This is a genomic window from Nonomuraea sp. NPDC048901 (genome assembly GCF_040649695.1).
GTDB lineage: Bacteria > Actinomycetota > Actinomycetes > Streptosporangiales > Streptosporangiaceae > Nonomuraea.
The window spans coordinates 371,870-384,521 of record NZ_JBEZFW010000006.1; the positions used below are offsets into that span (position 1 = coordinate 371,870).

Annotated in this window: 14 protein-coding genes; 10 read left to right on the plus strand and 4 right to left on the minus strand. The window is 70.4% G+C overall.

Translation table 11 applies throughout. The features are described from left to right. Positions 1-2 precede the first annotated feature (2 nt). From AB0C30_RS22990 to era, 10 genes are all read left to right on the plus strand, one after another. On the plus strand, positions 3-1,985 hold the full coding sequence (locus tag AB0C30_RS22990; RefSeq protein ID WP_357947255.1) for a vWA domain-containing protein: 1,983 nt from the start codon (positions 3-5) through the stop codon (positions 1,983-1,985). Then, on the plus strand, positions 1,982-3,289 hold the full coding sequence (locus AB0C30_RS22995; protein ID WP_357947258.1) for an extracellular solute-binding protein: 1,308 nt from the start codon (positions 1,982-1,984) through the stop codon (positions 3,287-3,289). The genes AB0C30_RS22990 and AB0C30_RS22995 overlap by 4 nt, the downstream gene beginning before the upstream one ends. 4 nt (positions 3,290-3,293) lie before the next feature. Continuing rightward, positions 3,294-3,644 (plus strand): histidine triad nucleotide-binding protein, encoded by a 351-nt coding sequence (locus tag AB0C30_RS23000; RefSeq protein WP_225291013.1) that lies wholly within the window; start codon positions 3,294-3,296, stop codon positions 3,642-3,644. A gap of 104 nt (positions 3,645-3,748) precedes the next feature. Next, positions 3,749-4,777 carry a PhoH family protein gene (locus tag AB0C30_RS23005; RefSeq protein ID WP_357947261.1) on the plus strand — a complete coding sequence of 343 codons (1,029 nt, stop codon included), beginning with the start codon at positions 3,749-3,751 and terminating at the stop codon, positions 4,775-4,777. A 10-nt stretch (positions 4,778-4,787) separates the two neighbouring features. Then, positions 4,788-5,264, plus strand: a complete 477-nt coding sequence (gene ybeY, locus AB0C30_RS23010) for an rRNA maturation RNase YbeY (RefSeq protein WP_225290749.1) — start codon at positions 4,788-4,790, stop codon at positions 5,262-5,264. Next, on the plus strand, positions 5,261-6,562 hold the full coding sequence (locus AB0C30_RS23015; protein ID WP_357947265.1) for a hemolysin family protein: 1,302 nt from the start codon (positions 5,261-5,263) through the stop codon (positions 6,560-6,562). The genes ybeY and AB0C30_RS23015 overlap by 4 nt, the downstream gene beginning before the upstream one ends. 328 nt (positions 6,563-6,890) lie before the next feature. Further along, entirely contained in the window at positions 6,891-7,517 is a 627-nt protein-coding gene (locus AB0C30_RS23020; RefSeq protein ID WP_357947268.1) for a hypothetical protein, read from the plus strand. A 34-nt stretch (positions 7,518-7,551) separates the two neighbouring features. Continuing rightward, positions 7,552-7,899: a cytidine deaminase gene (locus AB0C30_RS23025; protein ID WP_357947271.1), complete on the plus strand. Its 348-nt coding sequence runs from the start codon at positions 7,552-7,554 to the stop codon at positions 7,897-7,899. A 1-nt stretch (position 7,900) separates the two neighbouring features. Then, on the plus strand, positions 7,901-8,377 hold the full coding sequence (locus AB0C30_RS23030) for an NUDIX domain-containing protein (RefSeq protein ID WP_357947274.1): 477 nt from the start codon (positions 7,901-7,903) through the stop codon (positions 8,375-8,377). Positions 8,378-8,395: 18 nt separating this feature from the next. After that, positions 8,396-9,304, plus strand: coding sequence for a GTPase Era (gene era / locus AB0C30_RS23035; protein WP_357947277.1), 909 nt, complete (start codon positions 8,396-8,398; stop codon positions 9,302-9,304). A 47-nt stretch (positions 9,305-9,351) separates the two neighbouring features. On the opposite strand, the gene AB0C30_RS23040 is transcribed toward era, so the two are convergent. The 4 genes from AB0C30_RS23040 to AB0C30_RS23055 all read right to left on the minus strand — a co-directional run bounded on the left by AB0C30_RS23040 (position 9,352) and on the right by AB0C30_RS23055 (position 12,647). Further along, positions 9,352-10,704 (minus strand): hypothetical protein, encoded by a 1,353-nt coding sequence (locus tag AB0C30_RS23040; protein WP_357947280.1) that lies wholly within the window; start codon positions 10,702-10,704, stop codon positions 9,352-9,354. After that, on the minus strand, positions 10,691-11,194 hold the full coding sequence (locus AB0C30_RS23045; protein WP_357947283.1) for a SigE family RNA polymerase sigma factor: 504 nt from the start codon (positions 11,192-11,194) through the stop codon (positions 10,691-10,693). The genes AB0C30_RS23040 and AB0C30_RS23045 overlap by 14 nt, the downstream gene beginning before the upstream one ends. Positions 11,195-11,300: 106 nt before the next feature. Further along, entirely contained in the window at positions 11,301-11,771 is a 471-nt protein-coding gene (locus tag AB0C30_RS23050) for a hypothetical protein (protein WP_357947286.1), read from the minus strand. A gap of 9 nt (positions 11,772-11,780) precedes the next feature. Beyond that, on the minus strand, positions 11,781-12,647 hold the full coding sequence (locus AB0C30_RS23055; RefSeq protein WP_357947289.1) for an urease accessory protein UreD: 867 nt from the start codon (positions 12,645-12,647) through the stop codon (positions 11,781-11,783). Positions 12,648-12,652: the final 5 nt, after the last annotated feature.

Below are 12,652 nucleotides of genomic sequence, written 5' to 3' on the forward strand. Positions count from 1 at the left end.
ACGTGGCTGCCATCGTGACGCCACTATGGGCCTTCCTGGGGGCGGTGGCGGCGCCGCTGCTGGGCGGCGGCGCGGCCGGGCGCGTGGTGTTCACCGTGGCCTCCTTGGTGATCCTGGTCCTGACCGTCCTCGTGGTGGTGGTCATGCTCGGCGCCCGGCTCGGCCCCGTCGGGACGGCCGTCGCGTGGCTCGGCACCCTGCTGCGGGCGTTCTTCGGCGGGGTGTGGCGGCTGATCGTGTTCGTCGCCCTGCTGGTCAGGGCCGCCGTCGAGTGGGTGAGTCGGCGCACCGGGCCGCTGACGGCCGGGGCGCTCGGGTTCGTCGCCGGGATGCTCGCGGTGGTGCTCGTCCTGCAGGGCGGGCCGCTCGTACGGATCGGACTGGGCTGGGCGCTCTCCACCCCCTGTGACCAGCCGCTGGAGCTGCGGGTGCTCACCTCCGCCGAGAACGTGGCCGCCCTCCAGGCGGTCGGCCGCCGCTACGCCGACGAGAGCGCCGACCTGCGCGGCTGCCCGCGCGTCCGGTTCGCCGTGACCCCCCAGCCGCCGCTCGCCACCATGTCCCAGGCCGCCAACAAGGAGTGGAACGACCCCGCCTCCTGGAACAGCAGCACCTACCGCGCGCTGATCGCGGTCCACCCCGACATCTGGATCCCCTCCAGCACCGCCACCGAGGAATATCTCCGCCAGGCGTTCGCCAACCTGGGCCAGGTCACCTTCGATCGGATGACCCCGGTGGCCACCTCCGCGCTGCTGGTGGCGTTCACGCCCGCGCTGGAGGCGCGGCTGGGCACGCAGTCCCCGCCAACGGACCTGCCCGGGATGCGGGCCTGGCTGGAGAGCGTCGGGGCACCCCTGGCCAGGCCGCGCGCCGACCTGTCGGAGATCGGGCTCATCGCCAGCGCCGGGCTCTACAGCTCCGACACCTCCAAGGACATCTCCGACGAGATGGCCTACACCCCGCCGAACCTCCCGCTCTCCGACGCCGCCAGCCTCCTCTGCTACGCCCGCGACCGCTTCGACACCGTCAAGGAATCGCTTGCCATGATCGTGCCGGAGCACCTCGTCTACGCGGTCAACAACCACCAGGACCTGGGTGCCTGCGCTCCGGGGCGGCAGACGGCCGGCCTGTCCTGGCACCGGCTCGATGGACTGCCCACCCTCAGTTACCGCTACGTCCGGCTGAAGTGGGCCGATCAGTGGAACGACGCGCGCGAGCGGGCGGTGATCGACTTCCACGACTGGCTCGCCCAGGACAAGCTCGCCCCCTACGGCTACCGCGACTCGGCGGGCGTGTCCGACCGCAAGGAACCCATGCCGCTCGGCAAAGAGCTCGACTCGGGACAGGCCGACAGCGCCGAACCGGCCATCGTCGAACCGGCCCGACTGATCGACCGCCTCGGCAAGGCGCATCCGGAGACGTCGTTCCTGCTGCTGGTCGACGCGTCGGGCTCGATGGGCAATCCGATCACGGGCGGCACCGCGCTGCAGCGGGCCAGCTCAGGGGCCAGCACCTTGCTCAGGCGGCTGCGCGAGGGCCGCGACACGGTCCGGCTGGCCACCTTTTCCGATTCCGGCGGGATCGGCGAGACCCTGGTGACAGGCTCGGCTCAGGTGGCCGGGCGGCTGGGGACGCTGGCCGTACACGGGCGCGACGCCCCGCTCGGGGACGTGCTGGCGCGGGCGGCGCCCCTGCTCGCGGACACCCCCAACCCGGTCGTGGTCATGCTGACCGACGGCGGTCACCAGGCGGGCGACCTCGGCCGTACGGTGGCCGCCCTGCGGAAGGTGAAGGGGCTCAGGGTACGGCTGCTGCTCACCGGGGAGCAGCGGTGCGACGCCGACCACATCGCGCGGTTGGTCAAGGCCGCCGGCGAGGTCGTCAAGTGCGCGCCCATCAGCCGGGCCGAGGCCGCGACGCCGTACCAGGACCAGGTCGACGAGGTCGACAAGGAGTTGACGGAGCTGTGGCGGGAGAGCCCGTGACCGTGCGGCGATGGCGGGCCGCGGCCGTGGGCGCGGCGGCGGGGGTGCTGCTCACGCTCGGCGTGGTCGGCGTCAAGGAGCGGCCGGCGCCCGCGGAGCAGTGCGTGGACGACGACGTGATCAGGGTCGCCACCGGCGATGACGTGAGCGTCGGCGGCGCGCGCAGGGAGCTGATCCGCCGCTGGAAGGGCCCGCTCGTCCAGATGATCGAGATCTCCAGGGTGGCCGACCTCAAGCGCGACGAGATGCTGGCCGCCGCCCAGGCCGACCCGTGCCAGGCGTACGACCTGCTGATCATCGACATGGCCTCGACGGCCGAGTTCGCCGCCGCCGGCCTGCTCAGCGAGATCCGGCCCGAGGACGTCCCCTCGGGTCTGGTACGCCAGGCGCGCGAGAGCGGCCAGTGGGACGGCAAGCAGTACGCGCTGCCGTTCGCGGTGGACGTGGGGCTGCTGTACCGCAGGGCCGACCTGCCCGAGCCGACGAGCTGGGACCAGCTCTGGCCCGCCGCCCGCCAGGCCGGGGCCAGCTTCCCACACGGCGGGTACCTGGCGCAGCTCGCCGACTTCGAAGGCAGGACCGTGGGGCTGCTCGAACTGCTCCGCGCCTATGGCGCCACCGTGGTGGACGACGACGGCGAGATCGTGCTCGACCAGGCGCCCAACGACCGGCGGGCGCTCGCCGCGCTGCGGTGGATGCGGCAGTGGCAGAGCGACCAGACGCTGGGGGACTCCTGGAAGGACAAGGAAGCCGAGAGCCTGGCCGCCTTCGCCGACGGGGGTGCCGGATACCTTCGGCACTGGCCGTACGCGGATCTGCAGCTGATCACCGACGGCAGGACGCCGGTCAAGCTGTCGAAGCTCCCCGGCCCGGCGACCCTCGGCGGCTCGAACCTCGCCATCACCGCCAGATCCACCAAGTACGACAGCGTCCTCAAGTTCGTGAAATACCTCCTCCAGCCGGACAACCAGCGGCAGCTGTTCGCCTGCGGCGGCTACGCCCCGGTCGTCGAGGTCGCCTACGAGGACGTGGCCGTCTGCCCCGAGGCCGACGCGCGCGAGACGGGTACCCCGCCGACGCGCGAGGACCTCCGGCGACTGGCCTCCGCGATCAAGGACTCGCTGCCGACGGCCACGCGGCCCAAGCTGGAGCACTACACCCGGTTCAGCGAGGTGTTCAGGGCCTGCGTGACGAAGTACGTCTTCGCCGCGGAGGAGCCGACCCTTGACGACATCGGGATCATCGCCGACGAACTGGAGGCGGCCAAGCTGGGCAGGACCGAGGAGGGCGAGCCCTGTGGGTAGGGTGCTGCCTGTGACCGACTGCCTCTTCTGCAAGATCGTGGCCAAGGAGATCCCGGCCGAGATCGTTCTCGAGAACGACCGGGCGCTGGCCTTCCGCGACATCAACCCGCAGGCGCCCACGCACGTGCTGGTCATCCCCAAGGAGCACCACGCCGACGCGGCCGCCCTGGCCCAGGCCGACGATGGTCTGGCCGACGACGTGCTCAAGACCGCGCATGCCGTGGCCGTGCAGGAGGGCGTGGCCGAGCGCGGCTACCGGGTGGTCTTCAACACCGGGCCGGGCGCCGGGCAGACGGTCTTCCACGTGCACGCCCACGTGCTCGGCGGGCGTGATCTGCGGTGGCCGCCCGGCTGATCCGGCGCGGTGATATTGGCGCGAGCAATCAGCCTGGTCCCGGCTACGATGGGCGGAGAAGTACATCCGAACAGACCGGGAGGCATCAGGCCGCTGGCCTGCCCATGTCCGAACTACATGAATCCCGAAGAACGGCACCTCCCTCGCGCACTCAAGCCAAGGTGCTGATACCGGACGAATACCCAATGGTCAGCCTCCTGGGCTCCCGTGACGAGCTGCTGCGCGTCATCGAGGGTGCGTTCAGGGCCGACATCCACGTGCGTGGCAACGAGATCACCGTCACCGGCAGCCCTGACGAGAGCGGCGCCGTGGTGCGCCTGTTCGAGGAGCTGGTCGAGGTGCTGCGCAATGGCGGCGAGCTGACCGCCGACGCGGTCGAGCGGAGCATCGCCATGCTGCGCATGACGTCCGACCGCCCGGCCGAGGTGTTGTCGCTCGACATCCTGTCCTCACGCGGCCGGACGATCCGGCCCAAGACCGTCAACCAGAAGCGCTACGTCGACGCCATCGACCAGTACACGGTCGTGTTCGGCATCGGTCCCGCGGGCACCGGCAAGACCTATCTCGCGATGGCCAAGGCCGTACGCGCGCTGCAGGAGAAGCGGGTCAACCGCATCATCCTGACGCGGCCCGCCGTCGAGGCGGGGGAGCGGCTCGGCTTCCTGCCGGGCACGCTCTACGAGAAGATCGACCCCTACCTGCGCCCCCTGTACGACGCGCTGCACGACATGCTGGACCCCGAGTCGATCCCCAAGCTGATGGCGGCGGGCACGATCGAGGTGGCACCGCTCGCCTATATGCGCGGCCGTACCCTCAACGACGCCTTCATCATCCTCGACGAGGCACAAAACTCCTCGGCCGAGCAGATGAAGATGTTCCTGACCAGGCTCGGCTTCAATTCCAAGATCGTGGTGACCGGTGACGTCACGCAGGTCGACCTGCCCTCGGGCACGGTCAGCGGCCTGCGGGTGGTCCAGGAGATCCTCGATGGCATCAACGACATCCACTTCTCCCGGCTGACCAGCGCCGACGTGGTCCGCCACAAGCTGGTGAGCGAGATCGTCGACGCCTATGGTCGCTACGACGCGCTTCAGGAGCCGAAGCAGATTCAGCATCGGGGGAAGAGACGTTGAGGAATCGACGATGAGTATCGAGATCAATAACGAGTCGGGCGCTGAGGTCGGCGAGCAGGGCCTGGTCGAGCTGGCCACGCACGTGCTCGGCGAGATGGGCATCAACCCGCTCGCCGAGCTGTCGATCGTGGTGGTCGACGAGCGCACGATGGCCGAGCTGCACGAGAAGTGGATGGGCGAGCCGGGTCCGACCGACGTGCTCGCCTTCCCCATGGACGAGCTGCGCCCGGGAGGCGGGGCGCGCGGCGACGCCGACACCGCCGCCGACCCGGCGCTGCTCGGCGACGTGGTGCTCTGCCCGCCGGTGGCCGCCCGGCAGGCGGAGGAGGCCGGTCACAGCGCGCAGGAGGAGCTGGAGCTGCTGTGCACGCACGGCATCCTCCACCTGCTCGGCTACGACCACGCCGAGCCTGAGGAGCACAAGGAGATGTTCGGCCTGCAGGCCCGGCTCCTCGAGTCGTGGCGGGAGGTGCGCAGCCCGCGGTGAACGCCTGGTTGCCTCTGGCCATCGCCCTCGTGGTGATCGGTGGCCTGATCGCCAGTGCGGAAACGGCACTGACGCGCATTTCCAGGGTGCGCGCGGAGGAGTTCGTGCGCGAGGGGCGGCGTGGCGCCCCGCGGCTGCGGGCCATCGTCAACGACCCCCCGCGCTATCTCAACCTGCTGCTCCTGCTCCGGCTGAGCTGCGAGCTGGTCGCCACGGTGATCGCGACGCTGCTGTTCATCGACCTGATGCACGACCAGGGCTGGGCGTACGTGTGCGCGGCCGCCGTCATGATCGTGGTCAGCTACGTGATCGTCGGCGTCTCGCCCCGCACCCTCGGCCGCCAGCACGCCGAGCCGATCGCGCTGGCCAGCGCCCCCATCGTCTACGGCCTGACCCGGATCTTCGGCCCGCTGCCCAAGCTGCTCATCCTGCTCGGCAACGCGCTGACCCCCGGCAAGGGGTTCCGCGACGGCCCGTTCACCTCCGAGGCGGAGCTGCGCGACCTGGTCGACCTGGCCGAGGAACGACGGATGATCGAGCCCGACGAGCGGGAGATGATCCACTCGGTCTTCGAGCTGGGTGACACGCTCGTACGCGAGGTCATGGTGCCGCGCACCGACATGGTCTTCATCGAGCGGGGCAAGACGCTCAGCCAGGCGCTCTCGCTGGCGCTGCGCAGCGGCTTCTCCCGCATCCCCGTCGTGGGCGAGAACGAGGACGACGTCATCGGCATCGCCTACCTCAAGGACGTCACCCGCAGGGTGCACGAGTCGGACTCGGGGGAGGACGGCGGCGAGGAGAAGGTCGAGTCGATCATGCGCCCGGCCACTTACGTCCCAGAGAGCAAGCCGATCGACCAGCTCCTGCGCGAGATGCAGGCCAGACAGATCCACCTGGCCATCGTCATCGACGAATACGGCGGGACGGCCGGCCTGGTCACGATCGAGGACGTGCTCGAGGAGATCGTGGGCGAGATCGCCGACGAATACGACCGGGAGGCGCCCCGCGTCGAGACCATGCCCGACGGCGGGCTCCGGGTGACGGCCCGGATGCCGGTCGACGAGCTCGCCGAGCTGTTCCACACCGAGATCGAGGTCGACGACGTCGAGACCGTCGGCGGGCTGCTCGCCCACGCGCTGGGCCGGGTGCCGATCGCGGGCTCCGAGGCGGAGATGGCCGGGCTGCGGCTGACGGCCGAGAGCCTCGCCGGGCGCCGTAACCGGATCAGCACCGTGGTCGTCCGCAGGGTGGCTCCGCATGAGGGTGATGTCGTACCCGCCGCCGCCGAGCACGACTGACAGCGCGCTGACCCTTTTGCGATGGATGTGGCAAGTGTTCTACAAGTCTGTTGCAAGCGGCGTACGACAGCCTTAATCCCGACACCCCAGTGCGGTGGGTGTCACTGGGGAAGCATCCGAACGCCGGGTGGGGTTCGCGGCGGGAGGATGTCCCTGGGGGGGACGACAACGTCTCGGTCTGCTAGCCGATCGTGACGTTGCTCGGCGTAAAGGGGGTTCACGTCCGGTAAGCCGGACGAGAACCCCCTTTTAGCGTTTGGGGCTTTGTTGGCGACTCTGGTGGATTGCCGTATTCGTCGCCCGGGGACGTTGCGAACCGGGGGGAATCATGGAACGCGGGATCATCATCCTGGCCATCATGAGCGGGCTGCTCGCCGGCTGCGGCGGCGGGCCGGCCGAGAGTTACGTCGACGTCCAGGCCATGGCCCGGCTGCGCGAGGTGCTGAACAAGGATCCGCAGCTGCCTGACGGCTTCTCCGCCCGGTCCGAGGAGCCGTGGCGGGTGCCGTTCGCGGCGGCGGACCACAACTGCCGGGCCGCGCTGGATCCGGCCGCGGGGCGGGCGCCCGCGCTGGCGCTGACGGCGCAGGCGGCGGCCAGCTTCGAGGGGGACGAGCTGGGCGAGGTGGCCGGGGTGGGCCTGGCGCGCTACGCGGGCTCGGAGGCGGAGGGGCGCATCGAGGAGCTGACCGAGGCACTGGAGGCGTGCCGGGCGGTGCGGGCGGGTGGGGGCACCCGGTTGCGGCTGACGATGCTGCCGGTCGAGGACGTGGGCGACGAGGTGGTGGGCGCGGAGCTGCGCGGGCGGCTGAACGGCTACCCGTACGCGCTGGACGTGATGCTCGCGCGCTCGGGGGACACGCTGGTGTCCGTCGTGCACACGGGCATCGCCAAGGTGGACCCGGAGCGTACCCGGCAGGTGCTCAGCGCCGCTGTGGGGATGGTCAGTGCTTAACCTGTGGGGATGGTCAGCGCCTAACCTAGAGTTCGTGACTCTCGATCCAGAAGACAGCAAGATCATTACGCTCGCGCGGGCGGCAAGGGCGCGCAACGGCTCGGCCGAAGGCGCCGCCGTACGCGATGAGACCGGGCGCACCTACTCCGCCACGAACGTCGCGCTCTCCTCCCTCACGCTGTCCGCGGTGCAGGTGGCGGTCGCCACGGCCGTCTCCAGCGGCGCGCAGACGCTGGAGGCGGCGGCGCTGGTCACGGCGGGCGACGGGCCGAGCGCCGAGGACGAGGCGGTGGCCGCCGAGCTGGGCGTCAAGGCGCTGCTGGTGGCCGGGCCCGACGGCACGCTGAAGGGCTCCGGGCCCGACGGCACAGTGAGAGGCTGACGTGGCGATTTCGCCGTATTTGGCCGGGGTACGGGCCAAGGTCGGCTCCGATCTGCTGATGCTTCCGTCGGTCTGCGGCTTCGTGTTCGACTCCGCGGGAAGGGCGCTCATGGCGCGTCACGGCGACGTGGGCCTCTGGGCCGCACCCGGCGGCGGCGTCGACCCCGACGAACGCCCCGAGGACGCCCTGGTCAGAGAGCTCCAGGAAGAACTCCGCATTGACGTCGCGCCGCGCGGCCTGATCGGTGTGTACGGCGGGCCCGAATTCCGTACTGTCTACCCCAACGGGCACCTGTGCGCGTACGTCATCGCCGTGTACGGCTGCGTCATCGAGTCGGGCACGCCCACCCCCGACGGCGACGAGATCACCGACGCCCGATGGGCGACCGAGCCGGAGATCGCCGGCCTGACCACGACCACCTGGATGCCGTTGGTGCTGCCCGACGCGTTTGCCTGGTGGCGTCGACAGGGCGTTTGATAGGCCACAATGCACTATGTGACTTCGCCAGACAGCCATCGCGCCGGATTCGCCTGCTTCGTTGGGAGGCCGAACGTCGGCAAGTCCACGCTGATGAACGCCCTGGTCGGCACGAAGGTGGCGATCACCTCGTCCAAGCCGCAGACGACCCGCCGCGTCATCAGGGGCATCGTGCATCGGCCCGAGGCCCAGATCGTCATCGTCGACACTCCCGGCCTGCACCGCCCCCGCACCCTGCTCGGCGAGCGGCTCGACAGCCTCGTGCTGTCCACGCTGACCGAGGTCGACGTGATCGGCTTCTGCGTACCCGCCAACGAGCCCATCGGCAAGGGCGACCGCTTCATCGCCGACAAGCTCTCGGCCGTGAAGAAGACGCCGGTCGTCGCCGTACTCACCAAGTGCGACCTGGCCTCCAAGGAGCAGATCGCGCAGCAGCTCCTGGCGTTGTCGCAGGTGGCGGAGTTCGCGGCGATCGTCCCGGTGTCGGCGCAGTCGGGTGACCAGCTCGACGTGCTGGCCGAGGTGCTGATCGAGCACCTGCCGGAGTCGCCGCCGCTCTACCCGGGCGGGCAGCTCACCGATGAGCCCGAGCAGGTGCTGGTGGGGGAGCTGATCAGGGAGGCGGCGCTGGAAGGTGTACGCGACGAGCTGCCGCACTCGATCGCCGTGGTGGTCGACGAGATGATGCCACGCGAAGGGCGGGATGATCTGCTCGACATCTACGCGCACATGTTCGTCGAACGGCCGTCGCAGAAGGCGATCGTGATCGGCCACAAGGGCGAACGCCTGCGCGACGTCGGGACGCGGGCACGCGCCCAGATCGAGGGGCTGCTGGGCACTCGGGTCTATCTCGACCTGCGGATCAGCGTGGCCAAGGACTGGCAGCGCGACCCCAAGCAGCTGCGCCGCCTGGGCTTCTACGACTGACGGCTTTCGCACGGGACACCCGCCTGCAAGCCGGTGGGGATTCCCCATCATCGCGCTGCGATACCTTTCACGATTCGCCCTAGATCATGTGCGGGGGCGGTGACCACGATGGCCAGGCCGAACTCTGGAGTCCAGGCGAACTTCCGGCTGGCTCTGGAGGCCCCCATACCGAGCAGCATCCCTTGCACCCCGGCGATGGTCGTCGGCTTCGGCTCGCCTCTGGAGACGCTGCTCCACCAAGTGGCGCTCGGCACCGCCGCGCCACGCTGGACGGAGACGGTGACGCTGCCTTCGCCGTCCGGGCCGATCCATCGCCGGATGGTGGAACGCCAGCGTGGAGTGATGACGGTCCCCACAGGACCCGGCCGCAGAGCTGGGCCGGCGAGGTAGGTGGCGATGCCGTCGACGGACTCGCCCTGGCCTTCGGAGGGCGACTGGATGCCCTCGGCGATCCGTACCAGGTCTGCCTCCGGCAGGTGGTCCCCCCTGATCCGTACGCCGATTCCTGGCTCGACCAGCCACAGCAGCACCCGGCCTGCCTGTCCGGTGGCGCCGGCGTAGGCCGGCCGGCCGTGTACCGAGGCCGGACGCACATCGGTCAGCACCTCCTGCGGCGGTCCGGCGGCACGCAACTCCTCCAGCGTCGTCCCAGCCTGGCCGTATACGACCTCGATGGAGACCTGCCGGCCGGACTCACCCTGCCAGAGCCGGGTCAGCGCGTCGAGATTCGCGCCGACCGTTCCCGAGACCCACATGCCCGCCGGCATGTACGTGACGCGGAGCCCGGCGAAGGCGGGATTCCAGCCGGTCACGCGCAGACCGCCGACGATTCGGTCGCGCTCTCCCTTCAGAGCCGCCGAGACCGTGACTTCCAGCACAAGGCGGTGGTCAGCGACCCACATCGCGCTGGTGCCGTCACCGGACAGCACCGGATCATCGATGGATCGCGGCTCGACCGGTGCGTCGACAACGTTCATGGCCATGATGTCCATCGCGTCGCGCATGACGCCGTCCACCCGGTAAACCGAGACCTGGACGAAATCGCCGCCGGCCTGCCATCTCAGCGCCTTACCGCGCAGCCGGATCTGCCCTCCGACGTTTTTCTCCTCCTCCCGCAGGCGTTGCGGGGCACCCAGGCCCTCCGGGATGTAGCCGATCCGCACACCTTCCAGTTCCGGGGGAGCGGCGACCGGGTCCGGCCGGGTGACGATGTACGGCGACACGATGCCGATCGCCACCAGCACGACAGCGGCAGCCGCGGCGACACTCGCCGCCAGCCTGCGCCGCCTCCTGCGCAGCGCCACCCGGGCCATCACCCGTACGGCCAGCTCCGGCGCCCCCCGCACCGGCCGGGTCGCGTCGGTCATTCCCTGGCGTAGTCGTTCCTCAATACCGCGCACTGTTCGCCACCTCCTCACCCAGCAGCGCCCGCAGGCGTTTCAGCGCCTTGGACGTCTGGCTCTTGACCGTGCCGATGGAGCAGCCGAGCATCTTCGCGGTCTGGGCCTCAGTCAGGTCATCCCAGAACCTGAGCACCACCACAGCCCGCTGACGGGGCGGCAACGCCCGCAACCCGTCCATGACGACGTGCCGTAACTCGATGTCCTCCCGCGCGGCGGGCAGTTCGGGAGGGGTGTGCGTCGGAATCAATCGCACGATCGCCAGACGCCGCGCCCGGCTGATCGCCAGGTTGACGATGATCCGCCGAATGTAGGGCTCAGGGTCGCCGCCTCGGCACAGCCTGTCCCAATGCAGGCACGCCCGCTCCAGCGCGGTCTGCAGTAAGTCTTCGGCTTCCCCGAGCGAACCGCAGGTCAGGTACGCCGTGCGTAACAGGCTGGTACTGCGGGCGGCCACGAACTCCGTGAACCCGCCCGCATGTGGCGTCACTGAACGCCCTTTGAAATCATGACCCCATACACGCACAGCACGCCGCGAAGGTTGCCTTGGTCTCCCCGCCGGGGGGCACGTTCGGGAGCGGACCCCCGCTGGGCGGCTATGCCCGGCGGCCGCGTACTAGCGACAGGACGGCGAGGGCGATCACGGCCAGCGCGCAGGCCAGTGCGGCGAACCACCCGTAGCGGATCCCCGGCTCGATCGACAGGAACCCGAGATCGACGGAGACCCCGTTGCCGACACCGGGCGGATCGACCACGAACATCACCAGCCAGATCGTCGCCAGCGCCCCCGGGATGACCGCCAACGCGGCCGTCCGCGGCCGGGCGAACAGACCCGCGACCCCGAGCGCCAGCGTGGCGAGCCCGGCGATGAGCGCGTAGACGCCAAGACTGTCGTCAATGCCCCGTAGGTCGTTGGACACGCCGCCGATGGCACCGATCCTGGCCTCGACCCCCGTCCACGGCAGGAACGCGCAGAACACCAGCAGCGCCCCCGCCACCGCGATGACGAACGCGTAGCCGCGCCGCGCCTTGGGCTTCGCGGGGCTCGGTGAGAGAGAGTCGGCCACCCGATCACCTTAGGTCGGGCGCGCGGCTCCTGCCAGGTTACCGAGGGCCACACCCTCACCCCACTCCAGACGCCGGCGCAACGCGACGGCGTCGGCGGCCAGCGCGGACACCAGCACACCCGGTCCGGCCAGCGGTAACACGGCTACACCTTCCGCGACCACAGCCCCTGAGGCGGCTTGCGACGAGATGGCGCGGGGCGGGGCGGAGGCCAGGGAGGGGGTGATCAGGGTGGTGCCGATGCAGCGGGCGTCGCCGTAGACGGCAGGCGAGGCGTCGATGGCGGGGTCGCCGACCGTGTACTCCTGCCTGAGCAGCGGGCGGCCGTCGTACGTGGCGTCGAAGCGGGCGTGGCAGCGGCCCGGCGTCTCGCCGTACCGGCCGAAGACGATCTCCTCGCGCCAGAACACCCGCGCGCCCGCCGAAAGCGTCAGCCGTACCACCAGGCGATGAGCGCAGCCGGCGGCGAGCACTGTCGGCTGGGGCGCGAAGCGGAGTGCGGCGCCCGCCCCGACGCGTGCGGAGATCACCATGACGGACTCACCGTCGCCCGGCAGTACCAGCGTGCCGGCCACCGAGCCGACCTCGAGGCTGGTGCCGGGTGCGACGTCGAGGTCGAGTTCGAGCCGGTCGCCACCGAGCGGCCCGGCCGCCGTGGAGACCAGGTGCACGGTCCGCGGACCCGTCTGCCGCAAGGTCAGGGGCGGCATCGAGCTCAGCCTGCTGATGACCGTCCGGCCATCGGCCAGGGAGGTCGCGACAGCCGCCCGAGCCCGCATCGCCCGCCGCCCGACGGCGCTGATGGCGCTCGCCGACGTGTCCTCCTGGGCGTCTGACGACGTCTCTGCCGCTGTCTGCGGCAAGCCCGTGTCAGTCATAGGGC